The organism is Lacticaseibacillus brantae DSM 23927 (assembly GCF_001436115.1).
Classification (GTDB): Bacteria; Bacillota; Bacilli; order Lactobacillales; family Lactobacillaceae; genus Lacticaseibacillus; species Lacticaseibacillus brantae.
In genome coordinates, this window is sequence record NZ_AYZQ01000001.1 from 152,079 (window position 1) to 168,458 (window position 16,380).

The following is a 16,380-nucleotide window of genomic DNA, read 5'->3' on the forward strand; positions in this document are numbered from 1 at the left end:
CAGCTTTCGCTATTATTATAGCAAAAAGCACACCGGCTTGCTGTGGGAAAGGAAATTAAAATGGCTCAAGTGATTACAAAAATTACCACTCAAAAACGTAAAGGCCGCTACAACATTTTTATCAATGATAAATATGCCTTTCCAGTCAGCGAAAATACGTTAATTCAATTTCAGTTGGCCAAAGGTTTAGAGTTATCAGACGCCGACATTGAACAGATTCAAGCAGGGGAAGTGGTTGCCCAGGCTAATAGCCTGGCCCTTAACTATCTGAGCTTTCAGCCGCGGACTGTCGCCGAATTACGCAAACACCTGTTAGAAGGCGAAATTCCAGAATCAGTCATTCCTCAAGTCATCCAGCGCCTGACGGAGTTGAATTACCTCGATGACGCCCAATATGCCCGTCAGTATATTGAAGAGCGCCTGCGGCTTGGGGACAAGGGCCCGACCGTTTTGCGCCAGAAGTTACGACAAAAGGGGATTCGCGATGACTTAGTCCAAGCAGCTTTTGACGAAATCGACCCAAAAGCTTGGATTGAGCTAGGGCAAACCGTAGCTGAGAAATTGCAGACCAAGCAGCATCATCGGGCACATCATGACGCCGTCCGCCGAGTCCAGCAGGGATTGATGCAAAAAGGATTTAGCAGTGATGACATTGCCAAAATCATGGCTGATTTACCTTGGGAAGATACGGCCGATGAAGAACAGGCAGAGCTGGAGCGCCAAGCGGAGAAACAATGGCGCCAAAAAAGGCAGTACCAGGGTTATGAGCGGCGTTCGAAAGTGAAGCAAGCTTTATATCGTAAGGGGTTTGACCTAGACGCCATTGACCAAGTCCTGACGCGATTAGAGCAAGAATAATTCTTGTAAGTTTGATATAATCGACGAGACAAGAGATTTTCTGAAAGCTGGTTCATATATGCAAATTCCAAAAGAAGGCGACTACATCGCCATCCAAAGTTACAAGCACGATGGGAGTCTTCACCGGACCTGGCGGGACACTATGGTGTTAAAAACCAGTGATGACGCGTTGATTGGTGTCAATGACCACACTTTGGTCACTGAATCTGACGGGCGACGCTGGCTGACGCGCGAACCAGCCATCGTCTATTTTCACCGGCATTACTGGTTCAACGTTATCGCCATGATTCGCGAAGGTGGCGTTTCCTACTACTGCAATCTAGCGACCCCTTTTACTCTGGATCAAGAGGCGCTGAAGTACATTGATTACGATCTTGACGTGAAGGTGTTCCCAGACGGCGAGAAACGGCTGCTCGATGTTGACGAATACGAACAGCATCGCCGCAAATGGGCTTATCCTGCAACCACTGACAAAATTCTCAAAGCTAATGTCCGGGTATTGGTTGATTGGATTAATCACGGGAAAGGGCCTTTTTCACAGGCCTATATTGATTTGTGGTACAACCGCTATTTGCAGTTATCTCACAAAGAAAACTAGAAACGAAAGGAGCACTATAATGGCTGTTGAACAATTACCAGCGCAGCAATTCTTTGGGCGGGTCTTTATGCCTGAGAGCAGTGACGAGCTCGGCACGTATGAACAAGCCTGGCAAGATTTCACCGCGGCCGGCTATTTTGACCAATTGGATGAACTAGCAGAAACTCCGAATCGAACAACGCTGCTGGTTTTCTCACCATTTGGAACTTTCCAATATTGGGTGGGAAGTGTTGTCCCCATGGATGTCACCGTACCTGAAGGCTTGCAAGTGTTGCCGTTGCCAGCCGCGACTGGTGGCCAAGCAGAGAAGCCAGCTTCACGATTAACTAGTGCTTTTCCAGTGGAAATGAACTTTAATAAAGGACTTGAAGTCATTGAAAAGGCGGGGTACCCATTACCCAGCCATATCGGCCAAACCGATCATCCTTACTTCCTCGAACAGTATCCGTTAAATGACAATGGTGAGGTCGAGAAGGTGATCTATACTTTGTACATTAATGAGGATCAGTTGGAAGGCTACGATGAAGTTGAATAACACAAAAACGGCATCCCTTGGGGATGCCGTTTTTTTAATCGTTTTCGATGTCAGTGGTATTTGGGATGACTGATAACGCGTCAAAATCAATGTAAGCCCCAATGCACAGCGAGATAAAGAGCAACGCAATCGTCCATCCCATGGGCGTGCCCATGAGAATACTCTTACCGGCTGCACCCGGGAAAATTTCCCGCAGTAAGTATGTGGAGGCAATCGCGATTGCAAAATCGATCACAAAATTAAGGGCTTGTTTCCACCATTTGGCACTTTGTAACATGAAGAAGCGCACTGAATAATGAATGAATTGCACTGTCGTATATTTACCCAGAATCCTCAGCGGATGTTCTAAGGGAATTTTGGCGAAATAGAGGATAACCGCGCCCACAAAAGATCCGACTAACGTGCGCCATAAGCTATCGCTATGCCACACCAGGGCGTTGTACGCAATCCCAATCATGAGTTGGGCTGCAATGTAAGGAATTATGAATAAGAAAATGAAAATTAAAGTTGCTCGCCGATTTGTCATCATTCGACCTCCGTTGGCCATATTATAGCATAATCAGGTAGGAACTTTAGCGCTAATTCACAGGTCCCGGCGCATTTGGCGGTGCTTGATGCCGGCATCAAGAAATTCAGGCTTGGCCGTCAGCGTGTAGCCCAGCCGCTGATAGAAACCAACTGCTGATACTTGCGCGTTTAGGCTGAGATGATGAGCCTGTTGTTGGCGGGCATAGTCTGTCATCGCCGCCAACAGGGCCTGGCCAAGATGTTGCTTCCGAAAAGCCTTAGCAACGGCGACTCGCTGCACATGAAACCCGTCGGCATCAGGTAGCAGACGCGCGGTTGCGACCGCTTGATGATCGAGGTAGCCGACAAAGTAGATTGCGTGAGCTTCATCTTCATCAACTTCAAGATTCTCTGGGACGCCTTGTTCTTGAACAAAGACAGCACGCCGAATAGCGAGACTATCCTGATAGATCGGACTCGTTAAATCAGTGGTAATTTCGATTTGCATATGCAACACTTCTTCCTGAAATTTGGTATGATGACACTAGATTATCCCAATGGAGGCAACTATGTTCGATAAATTACGGCACTCCAGGCTGATGTATTGGTCTCTTGAAGCACTTATCATTGTGTTCCTAATCATTGGTCTTTCAAACGTCTCGTTTCTTTTTACACCAGTTGGTACCTTCTTTTCAACCTTACTAATCCCAATTATTGCCGCTGGGTTCTTGTATTACTTGCTGAATCCGTTGGTAAAATTGCTGGGCAAGTTGCATATTAGTCGCGGCTTTGCGATTTTGATTATCTTTGCGGTCTTCATTGCGGCAATTGCTCTGATTATTGCCGCGGTGATTCCAAACCTGATTAATCAGGTTAGTCAATTAGTCACCAGTTTACCGGATGCCTATCGGCAACTGCGGACTTTCGTTTCACAGGCCAGCAAGTATAGTTGGTATCAACAATTAAACGTTGGCAAGTATATTAATAGCATTAATATACAACCCGCCAAGATTCTCTCTCAGGTTCTCGGTAGCTTCTCCGAAGGTCTTCCTGGCGTCATTGGTTCTGTTGCTGGCGCAATGATTGGCGCGATTACTATTCCTGTCCTACTGTTTTACATGCTCAAGGATGGCGAGAAACTAGTGCCTAGCATTCAGCGAATTGTTCCTGATAAGTATCGCGAAGAAATTGCAACAATCTTTGATCGGATGAATGACACCCTGTCCCACTATATTGCCGGGCAAGCGATTGAATGTTTATTCGTTGGGACGTTCACGTTCATTGGTTACTTAATCATCGGCATGCCGTACGCATTCCTGCTTGGTTTCATTGCTGGGGTCTTCACGATTATCCCTTACCTTGGCCCTTATCTGGGCATCATCCCAGCTCTCGGGGTTGCCTTGACCCAGGGTTGGACTAAAGTCGCGCTGGTCATCGTGGTCGTAATCATTGTCCAAATGACTGATGGGAACCTGATTTACCCCAACGTGATTGGGCGCTCTCTCGACATCCACCCATTGACCATTATCATTTTATTGTTGGTCGCGGGGAATTTGTATGGGTTATTAGGCACGATTCTGGCGGTCCCGGTTTATGCAATTGTTAAAACGATCGTCAGCTATCTCTATGAACTCTATCGGTTTCATCAGCAAACCAAAAACCAGATTTTACCGGGTGGTGGTGGCGATGATAACTTGAAGAAGTCAGATGATTCTGATATGCTAATACATAAATAAAACAGACGAGTCAGTAAAAAATGTCGGATAAGCATTGGTTTATCCGGCATTTTGTGTCACTAGACGCGTAACGAAAGGATTGTGTTGAGATTATGGGTGCCGACCCGGATAGTGCGTTATGGGGCCAGTTGATTCTGATTGTAGTATTAACGCTTATTAATGCGTTTTTTGCTGCCACGGAAATTGCACTGGTATCATTGAGTCAATCACGGATGCAATTGCAAGCTAAACAGGGGGATAAGCGCGCTGCGGCGGTGGCTAAGGTCATGGCCAATTCCGCTAACTTCTTGGCCACGATTCAAGTGGGGATTACATTTGCGGGGTTCTTTGCCTCAGCATCGGCAGCCACGACCCTAGCTGGTCGGGTCCAAACAATTTTTGGTAATGCAAGTTGGGCTCATGAAGGTGCCATCGTGCTGGTTACGATTGGGTTATCCTACATTTCTCTGGTCTTTGGGGAGCTGTATCCCAAACAATTGGCTTTACAAATGAAGGAACAAGTGGCGAAATTCGCCGTTGGGCCGATTGGGGTGCTCGGGTGGCTCTTGCGCCCATTCGTGTGGTTACTGTCTGCCTCAACTCGTTTATTAATGAAGCTGACGCCAATCGAGTTTAATCAGGATCAAGACAATATGACTCGTGACGAGATGGTTTCGGTCATTGAAACAGGGCGGCAAACTGGGGCAATTGAACCGGATGAATACGAGATGTTCGAGGGAATTATTTCATTAAACCAGACGATGGCGCGTGAGGTGATGGTACCCCGGACCGATGCTTTCATGATTGATATTAACGATCCAGACCAACAAAACATTGACGCCATCTTAGGCGAAATTTACTCCCGAATTCCTGTGTTTGATGACGACAAAGATAAGATCGTCGGCTTGATTCATATCAAGGATTTGCTGAAAGATGCTCGTAAGCAGGGCTTTGGTCAATTGCATATCCGCGACATTATGGTTGAGCCATGGTTTGTCCCTGAAACAATCACTGTCGATGATTTATTGACTGAAATGCGCGCCAAGCAACGCCAAATGGCGATTTTGCTGGACGAATATGGTGGCGTGGTCGGCTTAGTCACAATTGAAGATTTAATTGAAGAGATTGTTGGGGAAATCGATGACGAATCCGACCAAACTGAAGTTTTGTACACAAAGGTGGCCGATGATGACTACATCATCTCCGGACGGATGCCCATCAATGATTTCAATGAACTTTTTGAAACAGATTTGAACGCGGCCGATGTTGATACGATTGCAGGATATGTGATTGCCCAAATTGGGATGATCCCGGGTAATCATCAACAACAATCAGTGGCGATTAATGATCACCTGACGTTAATTACTGGTGAAGTCCAGGGCTCGCGGCTCGTTAACTTACATTTAAAAATAACGCCTAAGACCGAAGCAGTCGCGTCGGACGACTAGGCAGCGTTTGGGTTTTCTATTATACTGTTAGAGACGCGTCGCTAACGATTAGCTGGTGGCCATGATGAGGCACCAGCTTTTTGTATGCGAGAAGATTGCGATTGTAGAGAGGATTACTAATCAATGACACCAAATGAATTAAAACAAGAAGTCAGCAAGCGGCGCACGTTTGCGATTATTTCTCACCCGGATGCTGGGAAAACCACGATTACTGAACAACTGCTGCTTTTTGGTGGGGTGATTCGTGAAGCCGGGACTGTTAAAGGGAAGAAGTCGGGGCATTTTGCCAAATCTGACTGGATGGAAATTGAAAAGCAGCGTGGGATTTCCGTCACCAGTTCAGTGATGCAGTTTGACTACCAAGGCAAACGAATTAACATCTTGGATACCCCGGGACACGAAGATTTCTCAGAAGATACCTATCGGACCTTGATGGCGGTGGATGCAGCCGTCATGGTGATTGACTCAGCCAAGGGGATTGAAGCTCAGACGAAGAAACTCTTTCAAGTTGTCAAGCAACGCGGTATTCCGATTTTCACCTTTATGAACAAACTCGACCGAGATGGGCGGGAACCGTTAGACTTAATTGCTGAGCTCGAAGAATTACTGGGTATTGAAGGATATGCCATGAACTGGCCCATTGGGATGGGTAAGGGGCTTGAAGGGTTGTATGATCGGGCCAACAACCGGGTTGAATTGTACCGACCTAATGAGGACGGCGAACGGTATTTACCGCTTGACGAGACAGGTAACATTGCTGAAGATCAGCCTTTACGTGTGGATTCGATTTACAGCCAAACTCTCGACGACATTGAATTACTCAGTGATGCCGGGAATCAATTTGATTTAAAGAAAATTATGCGTGGGGACCAAACACCGGTCTTCTTTGGGTCAGCACTGACTAACTTTGGGGTGGAAACATTCCTCAACAGTTTCGTTGAGTATGCGCCAGAACCCGGTCCGCATAAGACGGAAGCGGGCGATGAAATCATGCCGACCGCGCCAGAATTCTCTGGTTTTGTCTTCAAAATTCAGGCCAATATGAATCCTGCCCACCGCGATCGAATTGCGTTTGTGCGGATTGCCTCTGGCGAGTTTGAACGCGGGATGGATGTCACCCTCAATCGGACGCAGAAGCCCATGCGGCTAAATAATTCCACTGAATTCATGGCCGACAGCCGCGAACAAGTGACGACCGCGGTCGCAGGTGACATTGTCGGCTTATATGACACTGGGAACTTCCAAATCGGCGATACCATTTATCAAGGTAAACAAGCGATTCAGTTTGAGAAATTGCCACAATTCACGCCGGAGTTATTCATGCGGGTGACGGCCAAGAACGTGATGAAGCAAAAGTCCTTCCACAAAGGGATGCAACAACTGGTGCAAGAAGGGGCGATTCAGCTCTATCGGACGTATAGTACTGATGACTATATTCTCGGTGCGGTTGGTCAACTGCAGTTTGAAGTGTTCCAATACCGGATGGCGCATGAATATAATTCTGAAGTGGTGATGACGCCAATCGGCTCTCGGATTGCCCGGTGGATTAATCCAGAGCAGTTGGATGAAAAGATGAGCAGCTCGCGGAACTTGCTGGTGAAGGATTTAGCCGGTGCCCCGTTATTCCTCTTTGAGAATCAATATGCTGAACGATGGTTCGTGGACAAGTACCCTGATGTGACATTGACCGCTAAGCTCTAAGCCAAAAATAAAAGCACAAACAATTCCCGAATTGAGGAGTTGTTTGTGCTTTTTAGTATTTAATCTTGAGATATTCCGCCTGGACCCAATTGCCAGATTGCAGTTGATACCACAGACTGGTGGCAAACGCGCGCTCTTCAAGCAAGGCAACCTTCGTGCCATTAGCCAGCCGTGTCAGGCGTTGTCCGTAAGGAGCGTCCCACTGCATTGTCCCGGCACTCGGGCCATCAATCACTGCCGCATGCGCAAAGGGACTGGATTGTGATTCGAAATGCAGTTGTGGTTGATCTAAACTGGGAGTTGGCAAGATGTATGGGTTGTGGTCTTGCAAGGTTGTATCGCTTGCTGTGAGCCAGCTATTGCCGCCAACATTCAACCACATGGTGCCATTGGTTGTTTCTCGAGCAAGAATGAAGACTTGCCAGACGGATCCCGCGGGCAATAATGTGGCTAAAGGCTGCTCGGCTTGCGGTTGCTCAAACACGGCTTTTGCCTTATCTAGATGCACATAGGTCGAAGTCGGGGCTGGATTTGATTCCAGTTGATTGAGTTCGTAAGTGAAAGTAATGGTCTGACTGGTATCAGTGAAGATGCCGCGTTGTTCTGGCTTATCCTGGACGTGTTGGCGTTGGTCGGGTAATGCTTCAGCGGTAAAAGCTGCGTTGATGTTGCCCAGTAAATATTCTGGCGGGGCGATTAGCCGATGGTTGGTGTCGCGATGATAAACGATGACCGGCGCCGCAAGGCTTTCTTCATAATACAGAATGACTTTTTGCTTGCCATTGATGAAATGATCGGTGAAACCGACAACTTCAGAAAGCAATCGACCAGGAAGCTGGTGCCAAGTCAACTCAAAAGGCGCCCCAACTTCAGCGGTAAAAAGTTGCGGCGGCAAGAGGTTTGATTCAGTAAATCGATCTTGATAATAAACGCTGATACTAGCGCGAGCTTCAGCAATGCCAGTTTGCTCAGGCGCAACTGGAGCTGCCGGTTGCGGCTTTGGTTGGGCGTGTGGCACTGGTTCGGCCGCTGTGCTGTGGACGACGACCGGTTGGTCACGATTTGGGCGTAACCACCGGCGGAGACGTTGCAATAAACTCATAGGGGACAATTCCTTTGGCCGTGATTAGGCAGATTGGGTTTGCGGAATTGAAATCTCCGCGAGCTTTGGTCCATAAATGACGGAAACCTGATCACTATTTAAATCAGTGAGTTTCTCAATCGCAAAAGCGACTTCCGCTTTTTGAATGTTACGTTTTTCGTTAGTGAGTAACAGTTCTGAATGATTTTGTGCCTTTGTGAAAATGACTGTGGTCTGACCAAGAGAATAGACATGCACAGTTTGAGCATCGGTATGAGCGAGTTGTTGCGACACCAGATTTGCAAAGCTGTTCGTGACATCAATCAAACGCATAAAGGTCGCTCCTTTCTTCAATACAAGGCTATGGTTATATTATAAAGCAAACGGTGTCACTTGCCTAACGAAAACGGTCGCATTTGGCATTGACCACAAAAAAAGCACTGACATAATTGTCAGTGCTTTTTGAAATTAAGCTTTATCTTCTTTTGTTGATGGTGCTTCAACCTTAGCGGCTTCAGTAATGGCAATTTCGCCGTTATTGATGCGGGCTTCTAATTGCTTAGCGGTCGGGTGATCAAGATAGAAGTCTGCGACCCGATCTTCAATCTGCTCCTGGATGACCCGACGCAATGGCCGTGCCCCCATAGCAGGATTGAACCCAAGCTCCACAAGCTTCTCTTTGACAGGTTCGGTGACATGAATCTCCAATCCTTGGTCATGGATAGTGGCGTTAGTTTCTGCAACCATCAATGAAACAATCTTCAACAAGCTTTCCTTGCTGAGTGGTTGGAATTCGATAATGTCATCGAAACGGTTCAAGAATTCCGGCTTGAAGTAGTTACCCAACTGGTCCATCACACTGTGAGTCGTGCCAGAAGAAATGGCACCAAAGCCAACGTTGGCTTCAGCATCGGTTGCCCCAGCATTTGATGTCATGATAATGATCGTGTCCTTAAAGGAAACCGTCCGACCTTGACTATCCGTCAAACGACCATCGTCAAGGATTTGTAAGAACATGTTCATCACGTCAGGGTGAGCCTTTTCAATTTCATCCAACAGAATCAAGCTGTAAGGATTGCGCCGAACTTGTTCGGTTAATTGGCCAGCTTCTTCATAGCCAACATAACCAGGAGGCGAACCGATGAGCTTAGACACACTGAATTTTTCCATGTACTCAGACATGTCAAAGCGAATCATCGCTTCCTCAGAGCCAAAGAGTTCCTTGGCTAATTGCTTAGCTAATTCCGTCTTACCAACACCGGTAGGGCCAACAAACAGGAAGGAGCCAATCGGGCGCCCAGTCTTGTTAAAACCAATCCGATTACGGCGAATGGCCCGAGCAACCTTATCAACGGCCGGATCTTGACCAATCACGTGGGCTTCAAGGTCAGGACCCAAGTTCTTCAATTGGGCTTGTTCTTGAGCCTTTAACTCACCAACAGGAATATTTGTTCGTTGTTCAACGATCTTTTCCATGTCAGTTTCTGTGACAGTTGGCATGTCTTCCTTAGCCACAGTTTCTTCATGCTTTTGCATGTCCTGTAACTTGGTGACTTGGTCCCGATAGAAGGCAGCTTTCTCATAATCTTCAGCCTTTAAAGCGGCTTGTTTCTGAGATTCAGCGTTAGCAATCTTGTCTTGCAAGGTCTGTGGGTCAACAGCTGTAATCGTCAAGTTCTTGCGTGAACCAGCTTCATCGAGCAAGTCGATGGCCTTATCTGGCAGGAACCGATCTTGAATGTAACGATTAGAAAGCGTTGCTGCTGCCTTAATCGCTTGTGGGGTGTAACGCACGTGATGATAATCCTCATAACGCGGTTGCAGACCCTTCAAGATTTCAACGGTTTCATCAACAGTCGGTTCATCAACTTGGACGGGTTGAAGCCGACGCGCTAAAGCAGAGTCTTTCTCAATCGTCCGATATTCGTTGTTGGTTGTGGCCCCAACAAGTTGGAGTTCGCCACGAGCAAGGGCAGGCTTAAGCACATTTCCTGCATCCATACCGCCTTCAGCGTTACCAGCGCCAACGATTTCGTGAATTTCATCAATGAACAGAATGACATTCTTGTTCTTCTTCAATTCATCCATTAATTGTTGCATCCGTTGTTCAAACTGACCCCTGACACCAGTGCCTTGAACGAGAGAAACCACGTCCAAACGCACAACTTGACGATCTTGGAGTTTGGCTGGCACATCGCCATTAGCAATCTTTAAAGCCAAACCTTCAACAACCGCCGTCTTACCAACACCAGCTTCACCAATAAGAACAGGGTTGTTCTTGGTCCGCCGGTTGAGAATTTCAATGACACGCGCGATTTCTTCATCACGTCCGATGACGGGATCGATTTCGCCATGCCGAGCTTGTTCAGTTAAATCAACACCAAATTGGCCGAGTAAACCGTCGCCTTTTCGGCCATTGTTGTTACGCCGTCCGCCGCCACCGTTGCGACCACTTTGAGTAGCTGGCCGTTGGGGTTCGGAAGGTTGTCCTTGTTGATCCATACCTTGGTTCATCGCACGGAAGATATCATCCAAGCTATTGAAGCCAAAGGGATCGTTATTTGCATTTGTTGGATTCATAGTGCCTCCTGCTTGATTCTTGAGAAGTTGGTAGCAGCTTTGGCAAAGATCAATCGTTTGCCGTTCACCATTCACATTCATCATTAAGTGAATCGTGGCTGGATTTTGATGACAATTCTCACAAAGCAATGGTTGCTCACAACCTTTCTATGAAAAAATTAACGGGCAATAAGTCGTCTTTCATTTGACCTTTCTTGACCTTGAAAATAGTATACACCCACAAAAATAAAAATCAAGCACTCGACACCTAAGAGTGCTAATTTTTTAAGAATTTTTTTATCGGCGTGTCTTACAACGGATTAGCTTAGCTTTCCATCTATATAATATGGTAACCTTAACCACAGAAAGGTGGCAAAGAAGATGACTCAAGATTACGGGCAATTACTGGACCAACTCAGGTCTGGCGAAATTGATGAAATCACCGTTGCCCCAGAAGACTTTATGGCTTTCCGTGCGGTATGGACCAATTATCCAGCCCGCAAGGAGATTGTAGGGACTGCCAAACGGCATGGCGAAATTATTTACCACTACCAATCGAATGAAACCCGCTAAATTAACAAAAAGGGTTGTCCATATTCGCTAAAAATGGTAAGGTTTACAAGAAACCGGGGCCCATTCGGTCGCGGGTGAACACATCTATTTAAAGGAGCAGATACTCATGGAAAAACGCGATTTTAATATTGTTGCAGAAACAGGGATTCACGCACGTCCAGCTACATTGTTGGTTCAAACAGCTTCTAAGTTTAACTCAGATGTTAACCTTGAATACAAGGGTAAGTCAGTTAACTTGAAGTCTATCATGGGTGTTATGAGCTTAGGTGTTGGCCAAGGTGCTGATGTGACAATCACAGCCGAAGGCGCTGACGAAGCCGATGCTATTGCTGCAATCGAAGACACCATGAAAAAGGAAGGCTTAGCTAACTAATGACAACGACACTGAAAGGGATCGCTGCTAGCGATGGCATCGCAACCGCGAAAGCCTACATGTTAGTGCAACCCGATTTGTCATTTTCTAAGTCTTCTATTGATGATCCAGAAAAAGAAATCGACCGTTTGCACGCGGCATTGTCGCAAAGTAACGATGAATTAAAGATTATCCGTGAAAAAGCTGCTGAATCCCTTGGGGAAGAAGAAGCTCAAGTTTTTGATGCCCACATGATGATTCTGGCAGACCCAGAATTTACTGGCGCCATTGAAAGCAAAATCAAGGATGACAAAGAAAATGCTGAAGCTGCTTTAAAAGACGTTTCAGATATGTTTATTGCGACTTTCGAAGCCATGACAGATAATGCCTACATGCAAGAACGGGCAGCTGACGTCCGAGACGTTTCAACTCGGGTGTTAGCTCACCTTTTAGGTGTTACATTACCTAATCCAGCTTTGATTAATGAAGAAGTCATCGTTGTGGCGCACGATTTGACGCCTAGCGATACAGCGCAATTAAACAAGAAATTTGTCAAGGCGTTCGTCACCGACATCGGTGGTCGGACTGCGCACTCCGCTATTATGGCGCGGTCATTGGAAATTCCTGCTGTCGTTGGTACGCAATCCATCACCGAAAGTGTGAAGGAAGGCCAAATGCTTGGCGTTAACGGTTTAACCGGTGAAGTCATTGTTGATCCTAGTGATGCTGATATTGCTGAATTCAACAAAGAAGCGAAAGCTTACGCTGACCAGAAGGCTGAATGGGAGACCTTGAAGACAGCGACATCGATTACTGCTGATGGTAAGCATTATGATGTTGCCGCTAACATTGGGACACCAAAGGACCTTGATGGCGTTTTAGCCAATGGGGCTGAAGGTATCGGTTTGTACCGGACAGAATTTTTGTACATGGATTCTGCCGAATTACCAACTGAAGATGACCAATTCGAAGCGTACAAGAAGGTTCTTGAAACCATGAATCCAAAGCCTGTTGTTGTACGGACAATGGATATCGGCGGCGACAAGCACTTGCCATACTTGCCATTACCTGAAGAAGATAACCCATTCTTGGGCTACCGGGCTATCCGGATTAGTCTTGATCGTCAAGATATCTTCCGGACGCAACTGCGCGCACTCCTGCGCGCCAGTGCTTTCGGGAACTTGCGGATCATGTTCCCAATGATTGCGACGATTCAGGAATTTGAAGCAGCCAAGAAGATTTTCCTTGAAGAAAAAGCCAACTTACAAAAAGATGGCGTTAAAGTCAGTGATGACATCCAATTAGGGATTATGATTGAAATTCCTGCTGCGGCTGTTTTGGCTGATCAATTCGCTAAGCATGTTGACTTCTTCTCTATCGGGACCAATGACTTGATTCAGTACACTATGGCTGCTGATCGGGGCAATGAACATGTTTCTTACCTCTATCAACCATACAATCCTTCAATTTTGCGCTTAGTCAAGAATGTTATTGATGCAGCACACAAAGAAGGTAAGTGGGCAGGCATGTGTGGGGAAGCCGCTGGTGACCCAATCATGGTGCCAATCTTATTAGGCATGGGCTTAGATGAATACTCAATGTCGGCAACTTCTGTCTTGAAAATTCGCAGTCTGATGAAACGTTTATCAACTGCCGATATGGCTAAGATGGCTGACGTTGCTTTAAATGAAAATATCTCCAATGATGACAATGCTGCCTTAGTTAAGAAGACGACAGGCCAATAGTCTCAATTTACCGCTGAAATTTCGATTTCGGCGGTTTTTTTGTGCTTAAATGTTGACACCTGACGTTTACAATTGTAATATTTAAATGTAGTTTACAAGTGTAAATGGAGGCTGATATGGAAACTTTAACCGCAGAAATATCGCAATCAGAATGGGAAGTCATGCGTGTCATTTGGACACTCAAAGGGGTTTCAAGTCATTTACTGGTTGAAATTCTGAGTGAGAAAATGGGTTGGAAAGCCGCGACCACAAAGACTTTTCTGGGTCGGTTAGTGAAGAAGGGGGCGTTGGCGACTGAAAAGCAGGGCCGAGAATTCTTCTATACGGCAACAATTCCGGAACAGTCAGCGATGGATCAAACGGTCCAGGCGTTGTTTGATCATCTATGTGAGATGAAGGTGGGAACTACAATCGATCATCTCTTGCAGCATGTCACATTGTCCCAAAGTGATATTGCCCAGTTGCAGGCTCAATTGGCGATGCTGGCTGTTGACGCGCCACTCACCGTTCCATGTAATTGTTTACCAGAAGATTGTGATGCAGAGGAGATGACGAATCATGGCAACTAACAACGACGATCAGATGAAACCTATGGATAATCACCAACAAATGAATCACAGTATGGCTAATATGGACCATGCTATGGCAGGCATGGATCACGATATGTCTCAGATGGACCACGATATGTCTGGAATGGGACATGATATGATGCACATGGGCAATCTTAAGCAATTGTTCTGGGTTAGTTTTATCGCGATGATTCCGGTGCTGCTGCTGTCACCGTTTATGGGGATGGATCTCAGCATCGCTGGTGTCGCTTTGCCGCTGACATTTCCGGGTTCTGACTGGGTGGTGATGGTGCTCGCGACTTTCTTATACTTCTATGGCGGACGACCATTCTTAACTGGTGCGGTGAGCGAATTGAAGTCGCGCAAGCCGGCGATGATGACTTTAATCGCCATGGGGATCACGGTCGCTTATGGGTACTCCCTCTATGCGTTTATTGCCAATCATTTTATTAATCCTAATCGCCATGTCATGGACTTTTTCTGGGAATTAGCCACGTTAATTGTCATCATGCTTCTAGGTCACTGGATTGAGATGAATTCGGTGATGGCCGCTGGGTCGGCCGTTGAAAAGATGGCTGCTTTGCTACCTGGTCAAGCCCACGTGGTTCATGGAGATCATGTAATGGACATGCCGCTGGCGCAAGTTGAAGTCGGCCAAGTCGTGCGAGTTCTAGCGGGCGAGCAGGTTCCAGTTGACGGTGAGATTAGCAGTGGGCAAAGTGCCATTAACGAGTCATTAGTGACAGGGGAAGCCAAGGCTGTTGCCAAAGCGCCTGGCGACAAAGTAATTGGCGGCTCGGTCAACGGTGATGGGGTGATTGAAGTGAAAGTCACCGGCACCGGAGAAAGTGGCTATTTGGCGCAAGTGATGAAAATGGTCAGTGACGCCCAGCAGGCTAAATCGCACGCTGAAGGCTTAGCTGATCGCGTGGCCGGTTGGTTGTTCTACGCGGCTTTAATCATTGGGTTAATTGCCTTTATTGCGTGGTTACCAGAAGGGCTGAGCGTGGCGTTTGAGCGAATGGTCACGGTCTTCATCATTGCCTGTCCGCATGCGCTCGGGTTAGCCATTCCATTGGTGATTGCACGCAGTACGAGCATTGCCGCCCAAAACGGCTTGTTGGTCCGTAATCGGCAAGCGATTGAAGAAGTTAAACAGGTTAAATATGTTTTGATGGACAAGACGGGAACCTTAACCCAAGGCAATTTCGATGTCAATGCGGTTCAAAGTTATACCAATGACCAGTCCCAAGACCAAATTTTAGCCTTGTTTGCCGCGTTAGAAACTCACAGCGATCATCCGTTGGCTAAAGGCATTGTGAGTGCCGCAGTCGCCAAGCAGTTGACGCTACCAGCTGCTACCGACGTCTCGGTTCAAAAAGGTGTGGGCTTAACTGGCACAATTGCGCAACAATCCTATCAAATCGTCAATGCGCGGTATTTAGACAATAACCAGGTAGCTTATGCCGCCCAAGACAATCAAGCCTGGAGCGCAGCTGGCAATTCCGTGGCCTATCTACTCTTAAATCAACAGGTGATTGGCGCTATTGCTGAGGGCGATCAGTTGAAACCAAACAGTGTGGCGTTCATTCAAGAATTGAAACAACTGGGCTACATTCCAGTGATGTTGACGGGTGATAATCAGGCCTCGGCAGCTCAAGCAGCCAAGAATTTGGGGATTGACGAGTTCCAGGCTGAATTGCTTCCTGAGGACAAAGTGAAGTGGCTGGATCATTACCAAGCCCAAGGCAAAGCCATCATGGTCGGTGATGGCGTGAACGATGCGCCAAGTCTTGCCAAGGCGGATGTTGGGATTGCGATTGGTGCAGGTACTGATGTGGCAATCGATTCCGCTGACGTTGTGCTTGTGCACAGCGATCCTTATGACATCTTGAATTTCATCAAGTTGGCCCTGGCCACCAATCGGAAAATGGTTCAAAATCTCTGGTGGGGTGCAGGTTATAACATTGTAGCGATTCCACTGGCAGCAGGTATTTTGGCGCCAATCGGCTTCGTGCTCAGTCCAGCCGTCGGTGCTGTCTTGATGTCAATGTCAACCGTAGTGGTCGCCTTCAATGCATTGGCCTTACGTTTGAAGCGTGCTTAACTGGACTACTATCAGGACTTTATTTACCGCCA

The 16,380-nt window shown here is 46.9% G+C and carries 16 protein-coding genes; 11 read left to right on the forward strand and 5 right to left on the reverse strand.

Annotated elements, in window-relative coordinates:
- Positions 1 to 60 precede the first annotated feature (60 nt).
- The 3 genes from recX to FC34_RS00770 are packed head-to-tail and all read left to right on the forward strand — an operon-like array spanning position 61 to position 1,991.
- Entirely contained in the window at positions 61 to 858 is a 798-nt protein-coding gene (recX, locus tag FC34_RS00760) for a recombination regulator RecX (RefSeq protein WP_057893473.1), read from the forward strand.
- 58 nt (positions 859 to 916) lie between these two features.
- The gene (gene ntdP / locus FC34_RS00765; RefSeq protein WP_057893474.1) at positions 917 to 1,456 is read left to right on the forward strand and encodes a nucleoside tri-diphosphate phosphatase; all 540 of its coding nucleotides are present in this window, start codon (positions 917 to 919) and stop codon (positions 1,454 to 1,456) included.
- Between the two features lie 19 nt (positions 1,457 to 1,475).
- Positions 1,476 to 1,991, forward strand: coding sequence for a hypothetical protein (locus FC34_RS00770; protein WP_057893475.1), 516 nt, complete (start codon positions 1,476 to 1,478; stop codon positions 1,989 to 1,991).
- Positions 1,992 to 2,025: 34 nt separating this feature from the next.
- Here FC34_RS00770 and FC34_RS00775 read toward each other — a convergent pair whose 3' ends face one another.
- Complete coding sequence (locus tag FC34_RS00775) at positions 2,026 to 2,520, reverse strand: hypothetical protein (protein ID WP_157052197.1); 495 nt, start codon at positions 2,518 to 2,520, stop codon at positions 2,026 to 2,028.
- Between the two features lie 54 nt (positions 2,521 to 2,574).
- Complete coding sequence (locus FC34_RS00780) at positions 2,575 to 3,006, reverse strand: GNAT family N-acetyltransferase (RefSeq protein WP_057893477.1); 432 nt, start codon at positions 3,004 to 3,006, stop codon at positions 2,575 to 2,577.
- A 61-nt stretch (positions 3,007 to 3,067) separates the two neighbouring features.
- Between FC34_RS00780 and FC34_RS00785 the strand changes: the two genes are divergently transcribed.
- The 3 genes from FC34_RS00785 to FC34_RS00795 all read left to right on the forward strand — a co-directional run bounded on the left by FC34_RS00785 (position 3,068) and on the right by FC34_RS00795 (position 7,362).
- Positions 3,068 to 4,234: an AI-2E family transporter gene (locus FC34_RS00785; RefSeq protein ID WP_083479189.1), complete on the forward strand. Its 1,167-nt coding sequence runs from the start codon at positions 3,068 to 3,070 to the stop codon at positions 4,232 to 4,234.
- Positions 4,235 to 4,326: 92 nt separating this feature from the next.
- Positions 4,327 to 5,661 carry a hemolysin family protein gene (locus FC34_RS00790; RefSeq protein ID WP_057893478.1) on the forward strand — a complete coding sequence of 445 codons (1,335 nt, stop codon included), beginning with the start codon at positions 4,327 to 4,329 and terminating at the stop codon, positions 5,659 to 5,661.
- Between the two features lie 123 nt (positions 5,662 to 5,784).
- Positions 5,785 to 7,362 (forward strand): peptide chain release factor 3, encoded by a 1,578-nt coding sequence (locus FC34_RS00795; protein ID WP_057893479.1) that lies wholly within the window; start codon positions 5,785 to 5,787, stop codon positions 7,360 to 7,362.
- Positions 7,363 to 7,414: 52 nt separating this feature from the next.
- On the opposite strand, the gene FC34_RS00800 is transcribed toward FC34_RS00795, so the two are convergent.
- The 3 genes from FC34_RS00800 to FC34_RS00810 form a co-directional block, all read right to left on the reverse strand.
- A complete protein-coding gene (locus FC34_RS00800; RefSeq protein ID WP_057893480.1) occupies positions 7,415 to 8,464 on the reverse strand; it encodes a MucBP domain-containing protein in 1,050 nt (349 codons plus the stop codon).
- 24 nt (positions 8,465 to 8,488) lie between these two features.
- Entirely contained in the window at positions 8,489 to 8,776 is a 288-nt protein-coding gene (locus FC34_RS00805; protein ID WP_057893481.1) for a DUF1827 family protein, read from the reverse strand.
- 135 nt (positions 8,777 to 8,911) lie between these two features.
- Complete coding sequence (locus tag FC34_RS00810; RefSeq protein WP_338034506.1) at positions 8,912 to 11,152, reverse strand: ATP-dependent Clp protease ATP-binding subunit; 2,241 nt, start codon at positions 11,150 to 11,152, stop codon at positions 8,912 to 8,914.
- Between the two features lie 231 nt (positions 11,153 to 11,383).
- On the opposite strand from FC34_RS00810, the gene FC34_RS00815 reads away from it, so the two are divergent.
- The 5 genes from FC34_RS00815 to FC34_RS00835 all read left to right on the forward strand — a co-directional run bounded on the left by FC34_RS00815 (position 11,384) and on the right by FC34_RS00835 (position 16,348).
- Complete coding sequence (locus tag FC34_RS00815) at positions 11,384 to 11,575, forward strand: hypothetical protein (RefSeq protein ID WP_057893483.1); 192 nt, start codon at positions 11,384 to 11,386, stop codon at positions 11,573 to 11,575.
- Positions 11,576 to 11,681: 106 nt separating this feature from the next.
- Complete coding sequence (locus FC34_RS00820) at positions 11,682 to 11,948, forward strand: phosphocarrier protein HPr (protein WP_057893484.1); 267 nt, start codon at positions 11,682 to 11,684, stop codon at positions 11,946 to 11,948.
- The gene (gene ptsP / locus FC34_RS00825; protein ID WP_057893485.1) at positions 11,948 to 13,672 is read left to right on the forward strand and encodes a phosphoenolpyruvate--protein phosphotransferase; all 1,725 of its coding nucleotides are present in this window, start codon (positions 11,948 to 11,950) and stop codon (positions 13,670 to 13,672) included. The genes FC34_RS00820 and ptsP overlap by 1 nt, the downstream gene beginning before the upstream one ends.
- Positions 13,673 to 13,788: 116 nt before the next feature.
- The gene (locus FC34_RS00830) at positions 13,789 to 14,241 is read left to right on the forward strand and encodes a CopY/TcrY family copper transport repressor (RefSeq protein WP_057893486.1); all 453 of its coding nucleotides are present in this window, start codon (positions 13,789 to 13,791) and stop codon (positions 14,239 to 14,241) included.
- On the forward strand, positions 14,231 to 16,348 hold the full coding sequence (locus FC34_RS00835; protein WP_169790017.1) for a heavy metal translocating P-type ATPase: 2,118 nt from the start codon (positions 14,231 to 14,233) through the stop codon (positions 16,346 to 16,348). Before FC34_RS00830 ends, FC34_RS00835 begins: the two co-directional genes overlap by 11 nt.
- Positions 16,349 to 16,380: the final 32 nt, after the last annotated feature.

Bases quoted from the DNA above. Each gene is read 5' to 3' on its own strand.
- FC34_RS00770 (WP_057893475.1), top strand. From the start codon at position 1,476: ATGGCTGTTGAACAATTACCAGCGCAGCAATTCTTTGGGCGGGTCTTT.
- FC34_RS00775 (WP_157052197.1), bottom strand. From the start codon at position 2,520: ATGATGACAAATCGGCGAGCAACTTTAATTTTCATTTTCTTATTCATA.
- FC34_RS00790 (WP_057893478.1), top strand. From the start codon at position 4,327: ATGGGTGCCGACCCGGATAGTGCGTTATGGGGCCAGTTGATTCTGATT.
- FC34_RS00780 (WP_057893477.1), bottom strand. From the start codon at position 3,006: ATGCAAATCGAAATTACCACTGATTTAACGAGTCCGATCTATCAGGAT.
- FC34_RS00795 (WP_057893479.1), top strand. From the start codon at position 5,785: ATGACACCAAATGAATTAAAACAAGAAGTCAGCAAGCGGCGCACGTTT.
- FC34_RS00820 (WP_057893484.1), top strand. From the start codon at position 11,682: ATGGAAAAACGCGATTTTAATATTGTTGCAGAAACAGGGATTCACGCA.
- FC34_RS00800 (WP_057893480.1), bottom strand. From the start codon at position 8,464: ATGAGTTTATTGCAACGTCTCCGCCGGTGGTTACGCCCAAATCGTGAC.
- FC34_RS00835 (WP_169790017.1), top strand. From the start codon at position 14,231: ATGGCAACTAACAACGACGATCAGATGAAACCTATGGATAATCACCAA.
- recX (WP_057893473.1), top strand. From the start codon at position 61: ATGGCTCAAGTGATTACAAAAATTACCACTCAAAAACGTAAAGGCCGC.
- ntdP (WP_057893474.1), top strand. From the start codon at position 917: ATGCAAATTCCAAAAGAAGGCGACTACATCGCCATCCAAAGTTACAAG.
- FC34_RS00785 (WP_083479189.1), top strand. From the start codon at position 3,068: ATGTTCGATAAATTACGGCACTCCAGGCTGATGTATTGGTCTCTTGAA.
- FC34_RS00805 (WP_057893481.1), bottom strand. From the start codon at position 8,776: ATGCGTTTGATTGATGTCACGAACAGCTTTGCAAATCTGGTGTCGCAA.
- ptsP (WP_057893485.1), top strand. From the start codon at position 11,948: ATGACAACGACACTGAAAGGGATCGCTGCTAGCGATGGCATCGCAACC.
- FC34_RS00830 (WP_057893486.1), top strand. From the start codon at position 13,789: ATGGAAACTTTAACCGCAGAAATATCGCAATCAGAATGGGAAGTCATG.
- FC34_RS00815 (WP_057893483.1), top strand. From the start codon at position 11,384: ATGACTCAAGATTACGGGCAATTACTGGACCAACTCAGGTCTGGCGAA.